We start from the raw sequence: 15007 nt of genomic DNA, 5'->3' as shown, positions 1-15007 counted from the left end.
TAGCTATCTACAATTGTTGCATATATGCCCACCTTAAAACCTATTCGCCAAATTGCCCGTTTCCTGCTGCTAGCCCTGCTAGTGGCGCTTGGTGCCAATTCAGCCATGGCAGGACAGGGGATTGCGCAATACGGTAAACCGAAGTATCCCGATGGATTTACCCATTTTGATTACGTGAATCCGAATGCTCCTAGGGGTGGAACCCTGGTCTTGCCAAATCCGGGACAAAGAACCAGTTTCGATAAATTTAATCCGTTTACTCTGCGCGGTATTACTGCCCCTGGTATTGATTTGATGTTTGAGTCTTTAGCGGAGGGTAGTGCTGACGAGGTATCTAGTATTTACGGATTATTGGCTGATGATATTCAAGTAGCTAAAGATCGCAAATCAGTAACGTTTCATATTCGTACAGAAGCCAAATTCTCTGATGGTAGTTCTGTTTTAGCAGCTGACGTTAAACATAGCTTTGATACTTTAATGAGTGGAAAAGCTCACCCACGCTACAAGACAACTTTTGCTGATATTAAAGAAGCGGTAGTTTTGTCTGATCGCTCGATTCGCTTTGACTTTAAAAATGACAACGCAGAGTTACCAATCTTGGCGGGCACTTTTCCTATCTTTTCACGTAACTGGGGTAAGCGACCCGATGGATCGATGATTCCATTTGAGAAGCTCGCCTTTGAGGCACCGCTTGCAAGCGGTCCTTATTTGATTGAGTCATTTAAAGCGGGTAAGTCGATTGTTTACAAAAAGAATCCAAACTATTGGGCTGATCAGCTCAATAAACCACTAAATGTGCGCGTTGGTTTTTATAACTTTGATCGAGTACTGTACAAACTCTACAGTGATGATGCTGTTAGGCTGGAGGCCTTTAAAGCTGGGGAGTTTGATGCCCTAGTCGAGTATCGCGCAAAGATTTGGGCTAAAGGTTATGTCGGTTCCAAGTTTGATAAGGGAATCTTGCTAAAGAAAGCATTCCTCAATCACAACGGCGCTGGCATGCAAGGTTTTGCGATGAATGTACGTCGTCCCATTTTTAAAGATGCGCGCGTTCGTGAAGCATTGGGATATGCGTTAGATTTTGAGTGGCTCAATCGACAGATATTTTTTGATCAATACGGTCGCATTAATAGTTACTTTACAAATAGTGACTTAAGCGCCAATTTTGATGGGCCACGTAAACCCACCGAAGCTGAATTGAAATTACTCAAGCCCTTGAAGGCAAAATATCCGCAGTGGGTTCCAGATGCTGTCTTTGAGCCAATGCCGGCGGCACCATCAACTAAGCCGCCTGGAAGTTTGCGTCAGAACTTGAGGAAAGCGCGCGAACTCCTCATGCATGCTGGCTGGCAATATCGTGATGGCGCATTGCGCAATGAAAAGGGCGAGCCATTTCGTTTTGAGATTGTGGAAGATGGCGGCTTTTTCTTAAGAGTTATTTCTGCGTATGTTCGTAACTTAGAGAAGTTGGGAGTGCAGGTAGATATTCGTACTAGCGACTTTGCATTACATCAAAAGCGTATGAACGAGTATGACTTTGATATGACTACGGTACGTTTCCAGGATTCTCAAAATCCAGGCAATGAGCTCTGGGATCGCTTTGGTAGTCAAGCCGCCAAAGAAAAAGGTTCCGATAACGTGATTGGCGTGCAATCACCTGTAGTCGATGCCTTAATTGATGAAATTACCAAGGCGCAAAATCGTGAGCAGTTAAGAACTGCTACTAGAGCGCTTGATCGTGTCTTATGGAATAGTTATTACGTAGTTCCTCAGTGGTATAACCCAACTCATCGCGTTGCCTTCCGTCACGAGATGCGCTACCCAGAGCCACCTTTGTACTATTCAGCTGAACTGTGGATCATGCAAAATTGGTGGAAAGAGGAGTCTAAATAATGCAAGGTCAAATGCGCGCCTACATCTTCAAGCGTTTGCTCTTGATGATCCCAACCATCTTGGGTGTATTGACTCTAACCTTTGCCGTGGTGCAATTTGTTCCGGGTGGCCCAGTAGAGCAAATGGTATTGGAATTAAAAGGCAAAGGAAGTGCAGCCACGGGTGGTTCAGAGTCTTCGGGTTCTGGTGCAACTTATCGTGGTCGTCAAGGTGTCGACGCGCAACGTCTGGAAGAAGTCAAAGCCTTGTATGGTTTTGATAAGCCGCCGCTTGAGCGCTATTTCATGATGTTGGGGCGCTTTGCTAGATTCGATTTAGGTCAAAGTTATTACCAACATGAAAGCGTTTGGCGTTTAGTAGTCTCAAAATTGCCGGTATCGATCAGTATCGGTTTATGGACTTTCTTTATTACCTATTTAGTCTCGATTCCTTTGGGTATCGCGAAGGCAGTGCGTGACGGCTCACGTTTTGATGCGATCACTAGCAGCATGATTCTGGTGGGTTATGCGATCCCAGGATTTGTGCTTGGCGTCCTATTGCTTGTTATCTTTGGTGGAGGAAGTTTTTTGCAGATCTTCCCGCTAAGAGGCCTCACTTCTGATAACTGGAGTGATCTCAGCTTGATTGGCAAGGTCATGGATTACTTATGGCATTTGGTATTGCCAATTACTGCATCCGTTCTAGGAAGCTTTGCAGTAGTTACTATGTTGACCAAGAATTCATTCCTGGAAGAGATTCGTAAGCAATACGTTCTGACTGCACGTGCAAAAGGCCTTACAGAAAAGCAAGTTCTTTGGAAGCATGTCTTCCGCAATGCGCTCTTGCCACTAGTAACCGGTTTCCCTGCAGCGTTTATTGGTGCTTTCTTTACGGGCTCCTTGTTGATAGAGACCTTGTTCTCGCTAGACGGGCTTGGCTTGCTTTCGTACGAGTCAGTGATGCGCCGTGACTATCCAGTGGTGTTTGGAACTCTGTATTTATTTACCTTAATTGGTTTATTTACGAAGTTGATTTCTGACCTTTGCTATGTATACATCGACCCACGCATTCAGTTTGGTGCGGGAGGCGGTTCATGACTCGTTGGCAACGTTTTAAAAATAGCCGCATGGGCTACACCAGTCTGTGGATCTTCATGGTGCTCTTCGGTTTATCGATGTGCGCAGAGTTGATTGCCAATGACAAGCCTTTAGTGGTGCGTTATGAAGGGCATTTCTATTTCCCCATCGTCAAGAGTCAGCCAGAAACCGTCTTTGGTGGAGACTTTGCCACGCCGACTGATTTCTTGGATCCAGACATTCGTCAAAACATTACAAGTAACGGCAATTGGGCAATCTACCCGCCGATTCACTATAGCTATGAGACGCTCAATTACTTCTCCAAAGTGCCTAACCCAGCGCCACCATCTTTGGAGAACTGGTTAGGCACTGACGATCGTGGGCGTGATGTTTTGGCGCGACTCATCTATGGCTTTCGCTTATCCATTCTTTTTGGTCTGGCTCTCACCATTGTTGGTGTCAGCGTGGGCATCATCACTGGATCCCTGATGGGATTCTTTGGGGGCAAGTTTGATTTGATATCTCAGCGGTTAATTGAAATCTGGTCTGCTATGCCGGAGTTGTACTTGCTGATTATTTTTGCTTCGATCTTTAATCCCAGCGTTTCCTTATTGATTATTTTGTTAGCAGCTTTTGGATGGATGGGCCTATCAGATTATGTCCGTGCAGAATTTTTCCGTAACCGCGCCTTGGAGTACGTGCGTGCAGCACGCGCACTTGGCCTTACCAATGTTCAGATTATGTGGCGCCATATTTTGCCCAATAGTTTGACGCCGGTAATTACCTTTTTGCCATTCCGTATGAGTGCAGCCATTCTTTCTCTGACGAGTTTGGACTTCTTGGGCTTAGGTGTGCCTCCGGGTACGCCAAGCTTGGGTGAGTTGTTGTCACAGGGCAAGAGTAATCTCGATGCCTGGTGGATCTCCTTATCAACCTTTGTGGTCTTGGTAGTAACTTTGCTGCTATTGACCTTTATGGGCGAGGCATTGCGTAATGCATTTGACTCCCGCAAAGCTGGTCTGATGAGTGGAGGTCGCTCATGAGTTTGCTGCGCTACGAAGATCTCAGTATTTCTTTTGGAACAGGTCGTCGCGAGAAGTTTGCCGTTAATCATCTTGATTTAGAAATCGGTATAGGTGAGCGAGTTGCCCTCGTGGGTGAGTCGGGCTCTGGTAAGACCCTGACTGCACTCGCACCGCTAAGACTTGAGCCAGAGGGTGCAAAAGTTTCCGGAAAGATTCTCTGGAATAGAAAAGATGGAAAGGGTGAAGTCGATTTGCTGTCTATGTCGATTCAAGATATTCGGGAGATTCGTGGCCGCGAGATTGCCATGGTGTTTCAGGAGCCGATGACGGCTTTGAATCCATTGTTTACTGTAGGCAATCAAATTATTGAAGCAGTGCAGATCTATCAGCCATTGATCTCTAAAACAGATGCGATGGATGCTGCGGTTGATTTGCTCCGAAAAACCGGCATTCCTGAACCTGAGCGCCGTTTTCATTCTTACCCACACCAGCTCTCTGGTGGTCAGAGACAGCGCGCCATGATTGCGATGGCTTTGGCGTGTAAGCCGCGACTTCTCATTGCTGATGAACCAACAACAGCATTGGATGTGAGTTTACGTTTGCAGATTTTGGATTTGCTCAAAGAATTGCAAGAAGAATCTAAAGATGATGGCGGCATGGGAATTTTATTGATTACCCATGACCTCAATTTAGTGAAACACTTTGCGCAGCGTGTAGCCGTCTTAAACCAAGGCAATCTGATGGAGTCTGGATCAACAAAGCAAGTGTTTGAACATCCCGAAGATCCATATACTCGCGCTTTGGTAAACAGTGAGCCTGTGCGTGACTTGGCACCACTGATGCCTTTAGCGCCAGTGTTATTAAAAACTGAAGACTTGTCAGTAGCCTACCCAAGCTCAGAATCAGTATCTTGGTTTAAAAAAGCGCCACCTCATAAGGTTTTGAAAAAAGTCAGCTTCTCGCTTAAGCAAGGTCAAACCATTGGTGTGATTGGCGAGTCTGGTTCTGGCAAGACGACTTTGGGGATGGCTGTGCTCGGATTGCTTGGCGACTCAGCAGCAGAAGTATCTGGCGAAGTTGATGTTCTTGGTAATGACTGGCAGAAACTTAAGCCAGTCGAGAGAAGAGCGCTGCGCTCCAGCTTGCAAGTAATCTTTCAGGATCCTTTTGGATCGCTGTCACCGCGCATGAATGTCTTGCAAATTGTTTCTGAAGGTTTGGATGTGCATTTTCCAAAGCTGTCGACAGCAGAACGTGAGACTCGCGTAGTGGATATGCTGAAAGAGGTAGGCTTAGACCGCTCAGCCCTACTGCGTTATCCCCATGAGTTTTCTGGTGGTCAACGCCAACGCATTGCAATTGCGCGTGCACTAATTTTGCGTCCCCAAATTTTGGTATTAGACGAACCAACCTCCGCATTGGATGTTTCTATTCAGAAGCAGGTGCTAGCTTTATTGACTGAGCTGCAAAAGAAATACAACTTGGCCTATCTGATGATTAGTCATGACTTAGCGGTTATTAGGGCCATGTCTCACGAGGTTATGGTTCTCAAAGGCGGGAAAGTGGTGGAGTTTGGTGATACTGAAACCCTGATCAAGCATCCCCGTCAAACCTATACCAAAGAGCTTTTTGCGGCCGCAGAGCTGACTTAAGAGGGTTTGGGGCGGGGGTCCAAATCCCCGCAAAATGGGCTAAATTGGTGCATTTGCCCTCATTTAGTGAAAATTCATGTTTATAAACAAGGACTTGGATCTAAATTGAAGACTTGGTTAATTAAGGGTTCTTTGTTAAACTGATTCGATGTCATTGAAAAAAACAATGCTTTCTAAATTCCTAGGCTTCGGTCTAGGCGCATTCATTTGTCTATCCGCTTATGCGGCAGACCCTGCGGTCGAGGCAAATGCAGATGCGGCTGTGCCTAAAGAAAGTATGTTCCAGGCAGGTCGCTCTTATATTGCCCGTGTTTCAGATCGACTGGCAGACACCGTTACCGGCAAATCCGAAGAGTTGATTAATCGTGCGATGGAAGTTATTGGCGTGCGTTACCGCTGGGATACCGAATTGCCACAATCTGGTTTGGATGGCAGCAGTTTTGTTGGTTATGTCTTCAAAGACAAACTTGGATTTTTATTGCCACGCAAATCGACTCAGATGAGTCGCGTTGGTAAGCCGATTACTCGTGAAGAATTGCAACCAGGTGATCTCGTATTCTTTAACACGATGCGTTTAACTTTTTCTCACGTTGGCATTTACGTGGGTGATAACAAATTTATTCATTCACCTTCCAAAGGTACATCCGTCAGAGTGGATGATCTCGGAAGCCTCTACTGGGATAAGCGTTTTGATGGTGCACGTCGTTTAGATGGTAGCGACAACCTCAACGATTCAGAGCGTCAAGAGCTTTTGAACGAAGTCAAAAATCTCAAGCGTAAATCACGCAGTCTCTAGGGCTATAGGGCTACAAGCCCAATAGATATCAGCCTTTCAGCTTTTCTTTAATCAGCGCCATTTGTTCTTGCGCTGCAACTTCGCCAGCCAAAATAGCGGCATTTCTGGACTTAAAATCGCCACTACTCATTTGTTTAAGTTGAGGCTGAATAATAATGTCGGCACTTTTTAATTCGTACTGATTAATACTTCGTTGCATGATAGAAATGGTTTGCTGTAAGACGCCTAAGGTTCCGCTGGCATCTTGATGCACTGGCTCAGAAGAAATATTGACTGCAATGACTAGGGTGGCACCCATTTGTCTTGCATAGCTAACTGGTACTGGCGCAACTAAACCACCATCTACATATTCTTTACCGCTAATCACTGCTGGCTGAAAAACACCAGGTACGCTGCAAGAGGCGCGCACTGCTAAGCCTGTATTACCTGTGCGAAATAGAACCCCTTTGCCCGACTGCAGTTCAGTGGCAACGATACCGAGGGGAATGCGCATTTGTTCAATGGACTTGTTTTGTACTTCTCGGTTCACCATATTTTGTAGGGCGTCACCTTTGATGAGGCCACCAAATCGACCGCCAAAAGGAACCCCCCAGTCGGCAATAGTGGCTTCGTCTAGATTTAGGGCTAAACGATTGAGTTCGTTGCCATTGGCCCCAGAAGCTAAAAGGGCGGCAATCACGCTGCCAGCGCTGCTGCCAACAACAATGTCGGGTCTAATGCCTTGGGCTTCTAAAGCTTTAATAACGCCCACGTGAGCAAAGCCGCGGGCTGCTCCGGCCCCCAAAACCAAGCCAACAACCGGTTTTTTGCTGCTCATCAGACTGCAGGAGCTCAAGCCTGCGCCCCCAAGAAGGGTGCCCACACCAACCCCAAGGCTCAGTAGCTTGCGACGCTCCATATAGATAGGGGCATCAGATGTGAGAAAAGGGGGTTTGGTGTATTTCTTATGCATGTGGCTATTGTATTGAGCCTACCTTATAATGGGCGCAAGGTGAACGAAAAGGACTTCGTTTCAGCGCGGGCATATCCCAATAAGAACTGATGAGATGGATTGTCCGTAGTCGCTAGAGAACACCAAAACCCATTACTAAATACATTTTTAAAGCCTCATCAGGATGATTCCTGGTAGCCTGAATTTTATGGACGATCACAATAAGCGCGTAATTGAAACAGCCCTCCTATGTGCGCAGGAGCCACTCACCGTTGCTGATTTGTCTCGCTTGTTTGTAGAAGACATCACTACGGCAGATATCGATGAAGCATTGGTCGAGCTGCAACGAGCCTGGGACGACAAGGGTATGGAATTGGTGCACATTGCAACTGGATGGCGTTTTCAGAGCCGTCTTTCGATGCGTGAGTATCTTGACCGCCTGACTCCAGAGAAGCCGCCAAAGTATTCGCGCGCAGTGATGGAGACATTGGCGATCATCGCTTACCGTCAGCCGGTTACTCGTGGTGAGATAGAAGAGATTCGCGGTGTGGCAGTGAGTAGTAACGTGATGAAGCAGTTAGAAGATCGTGGTTGGGTAGAGGTGATTGGACATAAAGAAACAATTGGACGTCCTGGTTTGTACGCAACTACCAAGCAATTCTTGGATGACCTGAGTTTGACGAATCTGCAAAGCTTGCCGATTTTGGAAGATGCAGCGCCAATGGCTGCTGCAGAACAATTAGGTCAAGCAGTTATGGAATTTGATCCATCTGCAACCGTAGAAACGGTCATCATTGATACGGATGCACAAGAAGTGAACGAGACAGAAGAGATCACAGAAATCACTGTAGAAGAAACAGTCATCGAAGTGACCGAAGAAATTACTGAAGAAGATATCCCTGAGTCTGAAGACAAATCAGACGAAACAAAATAACGATTAATGACAAGCTCCAACGAAAACGATTCATCCCCGGTAGTAAATCCATCGGCAAACCCTTCAAATTCAGATGCTGCACCATCTAACCCTGATGGTCAGAAGACTGAGGGTGGGGAGCGCGGTGAACGTGGAGAGCGTCGCCCACGCCGCCAGAGTTCAGGCAAGCACCCGTTTAATAAGAAGCGCCCATTCAATAAAGACCGGCCACGTCGCGAAGGTGGCGAAGCAAATGGCCCACGTGAGGGCGGCAATAATCAAGGCAATAACCAATTATCAAAGTTAGCACCGAACCCCGCTGAAAGCGAAGCATTATTTGCTTCAGTGGTATCTGGTGAGTTTGATGCAGCCTTGGATGCTCCTGAAGTTCAAGAGGTTAAAAATCCTGATGGTGTAAATGAGAGTGAGATCTCTCATCAAACTGGTGCTGAGCGCCGCGCACAACGCGCACAACGTTCGCGTGAAGACGAAGACTCAGATGTGCCAACAGAGGATGAAGTCAGCAGTTTGCAATTTGCGAACGTCGATGATTTACCACTCAGTTTGCGTGATGAAGTATGGTCAGACCTCGATGGTTTAGATGACGACGCTGATGATGAAGATACCGTTAAGTTGCATAAGGTTTTAGCTGACGTTGGCATGGGTTCACGTCGCGATATGGAAGACTTGATTATTCAAGGGCGCGTTTCTGTAAACGGATTGCCTGCACATATCGGTCAGCGTATTGGACCAACCGATCAAGTACGCATTAATGGCAAGCCAGTTCATCGCAAGATTCAGACTAAGCCGCCACGCGTGATCATGTATCACAAGCCTGCAGGCGAGATCGTTAGTCAATCTGATCCTGAAGGTCGTCCGACTGTGTTTGACCGATTACCAAAGCCACGTCAAGGACGTTGGATTGCGGTAGGTCGCTTGGACTTCAATACTGAAGGACTGTTGTTGTTTACTACTTCTGGTGAATTAGCGAATCGTTTGATGCATCCGCGATATGGTGTTGAGCGTGAATACGCTGTTCGTATTTTGGGTGATTTGAGTCAAGAAAACACAGCGCTATTAAAGAGCGGTATTACGCTTGATGATGGCCAAGCAAAATTCTTACGCCTAGCAATGGGCGGCGGTGAAGGCGCAAACCGTTGGTACCACGTTGCATTAAGTGAAGGCCGTAATCGCGAAGTACGTCGCATGTTTGAAGCGGTGGGACATACGGTATCTCGCCTAATCCGAACTCGTTACGGCATTTTCTTATTGCCCCCACGCTTACGTCGTGGCAAATGGGAGGAGATTGAGGCCGGTGGCATCTACAACTTGATGAAGTCTGCAGGCTTAAAAATGCCGCAGCCACAAGACAAGGGCCGCAACCCCAATCCAAATAACCGTGATCGTCGCCCTCTGGGGGAGGATTTCCAGCCAGACCCAATGCAAACCTCCGTTTCTTACTGGGGTTCACGTGATGCCTTAACCCTTGCTAGCGGCCATAACGGCTTAACGCATCAGGGCAGAGGCGGCAAACCTGGCGGCGGCGGTTCTGGAGAAGGGCGCGGGCCTTTCCGTGGACGCACCCAAGGTGGTAGACCTGGCCAAGGTGGTCAAGGCGGTCGCAATGCTCAGGGTGGGCAAGGCGGCGGTCAAGGCCAAAACCGCAGTAAAGGTGGCAAAGTTCACCATGGCCAGTCCGCTTTTGTGACTGGTAACCCACAAACCCCTGGAAATGGATCTAAACGTAGCGCACCAAAAGGGCGCAAACCCTTCAATAAGGGACCAAGAAAACCGCGAAATCCGGGCGAAAGCTTCTGATTTGTATCGGTTTTCTGCCAAATAGGCTATAATTATGGTCTTACAGCAGGATTCTGCTGTTTTTAGTTATTACCGACTGATGTTGCGATCAACGTAAGTCGGCCTGTTCTGAATTTCGAGAATATGGGCTTTGAAGCCCATTTTTTTTTGCCATTTTGGTATGAAGGGGTGTCGTGAAGGATCAGCAGGTTATTTCTGCAGAGCTGGAAAACTTAGGTTACACGCTAGTTGAGATTGAGCGTGAAGCCGGAGGTTTGCTACGCGTCACGATTGAAAACCCAGATTACGAGCGCTTGATTACGGTATTAGATTGCGAAAAGGTAAGTCATCAGTTGAGCTACACCTTGCCAGTTGAAAACATTCCGTATGAGCGTTTGGAGATTTCGTCTCCAGGATTGGATCGTCCAGTGAAAAGTGCTGCTGATTATGAGCGCTTCGCTGGAATGCAAGTGGATTTGAAGTTGCGTGTTGCTGTTGGCAATCGCAAGAATTTTCGTGGTGAGTTGCAAGGTTTGCTGAGTGGTGAATTGAATTCGCCGGATGCAAAGTTTGGTTTGGTATTTGAGGGAGCTGATGGTCAGCCTTCTCAATTGGAGTTCTCTTTAGCCGAGGTCGATAAGACTCGGTTGGTCCCTGTTATTGATTTCAAAGGAAGAAAGTCATGAGCCGAGAAGTTCTCATGTTGGCAGACGCGCTAGCGCGTGAAAAGAACGTTGATCAAGCTATCGTATTCGAGGCGTTGGAGATGGCTTTGGCCTCTGCAACCAAGAAGCGTTATGCCACAGAAGACGTGGATATCCGCGTTTCAATTGATCGCGAAACTGGTGAATACGAAACCTTCCGTCGTTGGTTGGTTGTTCCGAACGAAGCTGGTTTACAAGAGCCTGATAAAGAGATTCTGCAATTTGAAGCTCAAGAGCAACTTGCTGACATGGAAGTTGGCGACTATATCGAAGAGCAAATCGAATCCTTAGCTTTCGGCCGTATCGGCGCGCAAGCTGCTAAGCAAGTGATCTTGCAACGCATTCGTGATGCTGAGCGCGAGCAGATTTTGAACGACTACCTTGAGCGTGGCGAAAAAGTCATGACCGGTACTGTCAAGCGTGCTGACAAGAATGGCCTCATTATTGAATCTGGTCGTGTAGAAGCATTGCTCCGTCGCGATCAAATGATTCCAAAAGAGAACTTACGTTCTGGTGACCGTGTACGTGCTTATATCCTTAAAGTGGATCGTGAAGCTCGTGGCCCACAAATTGAACTCTCACGTACTTGTCCAGATTTCTTGATCAAGTTGTTTGAGAACGAAGTTCCAGAGATGGAGCAGGGCTTGTTAGAGATCAAAGGCGCTGCCCGTGATCCTGGTATCCGCGCAAAGATTGCCGTCATTACTTATGACAAGCGTATCGACCCAATCGGTACTTGTGTTGGTGTTCGTGGCACACGCGTTACTGCGGTGCGTAACGAAGTAGCTGGCGAAGCGGTAGATATCGTGTTGTGGTCTGAAGACCCAGCGCAGTTCGTGATTGGTGCTTTGGCTCCAGCCCAAGTTTCTTCTATCGTGGTTGACGAAGAGCGTCACGCCATGGACGTAGTGGTTGATGAAGAGAACTTGGCAATCGCGATTGGCCGCAGCGGACAAAACGTTCGTTTGGCGAGCGATTTGACTGGTTGGCAGATCAACATCATGACTCCTGAAGAGTCTGCTGAGAAAACTGAAAAAGAAGCCTCTTCTGTACGTCAATTGTTTATGGACAAGTTGGATGTAGACCAAGAAGTAGCTGACATCTTGATTGAAGAAGGTTTCAACACATTGGAAGAAGTGGCTTATGTGCCATTGTCTGAAATGTTAGAAATCGATTCATTCGATGAAGACACTGTGAATGAGTTACGTACTCGTGCTCGTGATTCTTTGTTGACAATGGAGTTAGCAAAAGAAGAGCGTATTGGCGAGGTTTCACAAGACTTACGTTCCCTAGAGGGAATGACCACAGAGTTGATTGCGAAGCTTGCTGACAATCAAGTACATACCCGTGACGACCTCGCTGAACTGGCTGTTGATGAGCTGGTTGAGGCGACACAAATTGACGAAGAAACTGCGAAAACGCTCATCATGAAAGCGCGCGAACATTGGTTTACTTCATGAGAGGAAGTAGTGCATGGCAACAACAGTAAAAGTACTTGCTAAAGAATTAAAACGTACCGCGCCAGACCTCTTGGAGCAGTTGAAGGCGGCCGGTATCGAAAAAGGTTCTGAGGACGACAGCATTACCGAAAAGGACAAAACAGTCCTGCTCGAGCATTTGCAAAAAGCGCATGGCAGTGCAGATACAGGGGCGCGCAAAAAGATTACTTTAATCAAGCGCGAGAGCTCTGAAATTCGTCAGGCAGACTCTGCTGGACGTACGCGTACTGTGCAGGTGGAGGTTCGTAAAAAGCGTGTGCTCGTTAAAGCGGGTGATAAAGCTCCTGAGCCGGCAGCAGAAGCGGCTCCAGCGAAAGCAGCAGCTAAAGCTGCGCCAGCTAAACCCGTTATTTCTGAGGAAGAATTAGAAAAACGTGCAGCCGAGGCAACTCGTCAAGCTGAGTTACTAGCTCGTCAAGAAGCAGAAATGAAGGCAGCTGAAGAGGCGCGTCAAAAAGAAGTGGCTGCTCCTGTAGCAAAAGAAGAAGCCGCTCCGATAGATGAAGCCCCTGCAGCAGCTGCCGCAGCTGCAGAGAAAAAAGCAAAAGCAGATAAAGCAGCTAAAGATTTAGCGGCAAGCAAAGAAAAAGAACTGGCAGATATTCGTGTACGTCGTGCAGCTGCCGAGGCAGAAGCTTTAGCAATTCGCGACATGATGAGTGCTCCAGCTCGTGTTCTAAAGGCGCCGAGTGAAATCGCTGCTGAAGAAGCGAAAAAAGGTACTTTGCATAAGCCTGCAAAAGCTGAAGGTGCTGATGATAAGAAGAAGGCGGTTGCCAAAGTTGGCGGCAAAACCATTAAGTCTTCTGAAACATCATCTACTTGGCAAGAAGAAGGTGCCAAGAAACCTGGTGGCTTAAAGACTCGCGGAGATACCTCTGGTGGTGTTGGTGGTTGGCGTTCAGGTGGCGGTCGTAAGAAGCAGCGTCAAATCGCTGAAGCAAACGTCGACACAAACTTCCAAGTGCCTACTGAGCCAGTAGTACGCGATGTTCATGTGCCAGAAACGATTACTGTTGCTGAGTTAGCTCATGCAATGGCAGTGAAGAGTGCAGAAGTGATTAAGCTATTGATGGGTATGGGTCAAATGGTCACCATCAACCAAGTGCTTGATCAAGATACTGCAATGATCATTGTTGAAGAAATGGGTCATAAAGCCCATGCAGCTAAATTGGATGATCCTGATTTAGATCTCGGCACCGATGGTCATGATGCAGAGTTGTTGCCACGTCCACCAGTTGTCACTGTGATGGGTCACGTTGACCACGGCAAAACTTCTTTGCTCGATAAGATTCGTGCAGCAAAAGTGGCTACTGGTGAAGCTGGTGGTATTACCCAGCACATTGGTGCTTACCACGTTGAAACTCCACGCGGCATGATTACGTTCTTGGATACCCCGGGGCACGAAGCCTTTACGGCAATGCGTGCTCGCGGTGCTAAAGCAACCGATATCGTGATCTTGGTGGTGGCGGCTGATGACGGTGTAATGCCGCAAACCAAAGAGGCGATTCACCATGCAGTTGCGGGTGGCGTACCTTTGGTAGTTGCAATTAACAAGATCGATAAACCTGAGGCGAATTCTGAGCGCGTTAAAACAGAATTGGTTGCAGAGCAGGTTGTTCCTGAGGAATATGGTGGCGATGTGCCATTTATTCCAGTGTCCGCTAAAACAGGTGAAGGTATTGATGCTTTATTAGAGAACGTTCTCTTGCAAGCAGAAATTCTGGAGCTCAAAGCGCCTAAAGATGCACCAGCTCAAGGTTTGGTCATTGAGGCGCGCTTGGATAAAGGTAAGGGCCCAGTTGCAACTGTGCTCGTTCAATCCGGTACGCTCAAGCGTGGCGATATGCTGTTGGCTGGCTCTACATTTGGTCGCGTTCGCGCCATGATGGATGAGAACGGCAAGCCATGTAATGAAGCTGGACCGTCTATTCCTGTTGAGATTCAAGGTTTGGCAGAAGTTCCTGCGGCAGGTGAATCAGTGCAAGTAGTTCCAGACGAGCGTAAGGCTCGTGAGATTGCATTGTTCCGTCAAGGCAAGTTCCGCGATGTGAAGTTGGCTAAACAGCAGGCATTCAAGCTTGAAACCATGATGGAAAACATGGAAGAAGGCGCAATTGAAGCTAAGTTGTTGCCACTCATCATCAAGGCAGACGTGCAAGGCTCACAAGAAGCTTTGGCTCAGTCATTAATGAAGCTCTCTACACCAGAGGTGAAGGTGCAAATCGTTCACGCTGCTGTGGGTGGTATTACTGAAACTGACGTGAACTTAGCGGTTGCTTCGAAGGCGGTTGTTATTGGCTTTAACTCACGCGCAGATGCGGCAGCACGTAAGTTGGCTGAAAACAATGGTGTAGATATTCGTTATCACAACATCATTTATGACGCAGTTGACGAAGTGAAGTTAGCTCTGAGCGGTATGTTGACTCCAGATAAGAAAGAAGAAATCACTGGTCTCGTTGAGATTCGTCAAGTCTTCTTGGTATCTAAAGTTGGCGCAATTGCGGGTTGCTTGGTTGTTGACGGTATCGTTAAACGTACTTCAAGCGTTCGTCTCTTGCGTGACAACGTGGTTGTTTGGACTGGTGAGCTGGACTCACTCAAGCGCTTCAAAGATGATGCTAAAGAAGTTCGTGCCGGTGTTGAGTGTGGCCTGTCATTAAAAGGCTACAACGACATTAAAGAAGGCGATCAGCTTGAGGTGTTCGAAGTTACTGAAGTTGCTCGTTCACTCTAAGCAAT

General features: G+C 47.4%; 11 protein-coding genes. 10 read left to right on the top strand and 1 reads right to left on the bottom strand.

What is annotated here, in order from left to right; genetic code table 11:
* Positions 1 to 24: 24 nt before the first annotated feature.
* The 5 genes from PKF022_RS05900 (at position 25) to PKF022_RS05880 (ending at position 6421) form a co-directional block, all read left to right on the top strand.
* A complete protein-coding gene (locus PKF022_RS05900; protein ID WP_281776185.1) occupies positions 25 to 1893 on the top strand; it encodes an extracellular solute-binding protein in 1869 nt (622 codons plus the stop codon).
* 11 nt (positions 1894 to 1904) lie between these two features.
* Positions 1905 to 2969, top strand: a complete 1065-nt coding sequence (gene yejB / locus PKF022_RS05895) for a microcin C ABC transporter permease YejB (protein ID WP_281776184.1) — start codon at positions 1905 to 1907, stop codon at positions 2967 to 2969.
* The gene (locus PKF022_RS05890) at positions 2966 to 3991 is read left to right on the top strand and encodes an ABC transporter permease (RefSeq protein ID WP_281776183.1); all 1026 of its coding nucleotides are present in this window, start codon (positions 2966 to 2968) and stop codon (positions 3989 to 3991) included. Before yejB ends, PKF022_RS05890 begins: the two co-directional genes overlap by 4 nt.
* A complete protein-coding gene (locus tag PKF022_RS05885) occupies positions 3988 to 5625 on the top strand; it encodes a dipeptide ABC transporter ATP-binding protein (protein WP_281776182.1) in 1638 nt (545 codons plus the stop codon). Before PKF022_RS05890 ends, PKF022_RS05885 begins: the two co-directional genes overlap by 4 nt.
* A 148-nt stretch (positions 5626 to 5773) precedes the next feature.
* Positions 5774 to 6421, top strand: a complete 648-nt coding sequence (locus PKF022_RS05880) for a C40 family peptidase (RefSeq protein ID WP_281776181.1) — start codon at positions 5774 to 5776, stop codon at positions 6419 to 6421.
* Between the two features lie 28 nt (positions 6422 to 6449).
* On the opposite strand, the gene PKF022_RS05875 is transcribed toward PKF022_RS05880, so the two are convergent.
* A complete protein-coding gene (locus tag PKF022_RS05875; protein ID WP_281776180.1) occupies positions 6450 to 7373 on the bottom strand; it encodes a patatin-like phospholipase family protein in 924 nt (307 codons plus the stop codon).
* 187 nt (positions 7374 to 7560) lie between these two features.
* Between PKF022_RS05875 and scpB the strand changes: the two genes are divergently transcribed.
* The 5 genes from scpB to infB all read left to right on the top strand — a co-directional run bounded on the left by scpB (position 7561) and on the right by infB (position 15002).
* Complete coding sequence (gene scpB, locus PKF022_RS05870; RefSeq protein WP_281776179.1) at positions 7561 to 8286, top strand: SMC-Scp complex subunit ScpB; 726 nt, start codon at positions 7561 to 7563, stop codon at positions 8284 to 8286.
* Positions 8287 to 8292: 6 nt separating this feature from the next.
* On the top strand, positions 8293 to 10083 hold the full coding sequence (locus tag PKF022_RS05865; protein ID WP_281776178.1) for a pseudouridine synthase: 1791 nt from the start codon (positions 8293 to 8295) through the stop codon (positions 10081 to 10083).
* 173 nt (positions 10084 to 10256) lie between these two features.
* Positions 10257 to 10748, top strand: a complete 492-nt coding sequence (rimP, locus tag PKF022_RS05860; RefSeq protein WP_068323364.1) for a ribosome maturation factor RimP — start codon at positions 10257 to 10259, stop codon at positions 10746 to 10748.
* Positions 10745 to 12226, top strand: coding sequence for a transcription termination factor NusA (nusA, locus tag PKF022_RS05855; protein ID WP_215361312.1), 1482 nt, complete (start codon positions 10745 to 10747; stop codon positions 12224 to 12226). The genes rimP and nusA overlap by 4 nt, the downstream gene beginning before the upstream one ends.
* 13 nt (positions 12227 to 12239) lie before the next feature.
* Entirely contained in the window at positions 12240 to 15002 is a 2763-nt protein-coding gene (gene infB / locus PKF022_RS05850; protein WP_281776177.1) for a translation initiation factor IF-2, read from the top strand.
* Positions 15003 to 15007: the final 5 nt, after the last annotated feature.

The organism is Polynucleobacter sp. KF022 (genome assembly GCF_027924105.1).
In the GTDB taxonomy this organism is placed as follows: Bacteria; Pseudomonadota; Gammaproteobacteria; order Burkholderiales; family Burkholderiaceae; genus Polynucleobacter.
This window is presented reverse-complemented; position numbering and strand designations above follow the sequence as displayed.

What these genes read in the sequence shown, in the direction of transcription:
- PKF022_RS05880 (WP_281776181.1), top strand. Translation starts at nt 5,774, where the DNA reads ATGTCATTGAAAAAAACAATGCTTTCTAAATTCCTAGGCTTCGGTCTA.
- PKF022_RS05875 (WP_281776180.1), bottom strand. Translation starts at nt 7,373, where the DNA reads ATGCATAAGAAATACACCAAACCCCCTTTTCTCACATCTGATGCCCCT.
- PKF022_RS05900 (WP_281776185.1), top strand. Translation starts at nt 25, where the DNA reads ATGCCCACCTTAAAACCTATTCGCCAAATTGCCCGTTTCCTGCTGCTA.
- PKF022_RS05865 (WP_281776178.1), top strand. Translation starts at nt 8,293, where the DNA reads ATGACAAGCTCCAACGAAAACGATTCATCCCCGGTAGTAAATCCATCG.
- nusA (WP_215361312.1), top strand. Translation starts at nt 10,745, where the DNA reads ATGAGCCGAGAAGTTCTCATGTTGGCAGACGCGCTAGCGCGTGAAAAG.
- PKF022_RS05890 (WP_281776183.1), top strand. Translation starts at nt 2,966, where the DNA reads ATGACTCGTTGGCAACGTTTTAAAAATAGCCGCATGGGCTACACCAGT.
- scpB (WP_281776179.1), top strand. Translation starts at nt 7,561, where the DNA reads ATGGACGATCACAATAAGCGCGTAATTGAAACAGCCCTCCTATGTGCG.
- infB (WP_281776177.1), top strand. Translation starts at nt 12,240, where the DNA reads ATGGCAACAACAGTAAAAGTACTTGCTAAAGAATTAAAACGTACCGCG.
- PKF022_RS05885 (WP_281776182.1), top strand. Translation starts at nt 3,988, where the DNA reads ATGAGTTTGCTGCGCTACGAAGATCTCAGTATTTCTTTTGGAACAGGT.
- yejB (WP_281776184.1), top strand. Translation starts at nt 1,905, where the DNA reads ATGCGCGCCTACATCTTCAAGCGTTTGCTCTTGATGATCCCAACCATC.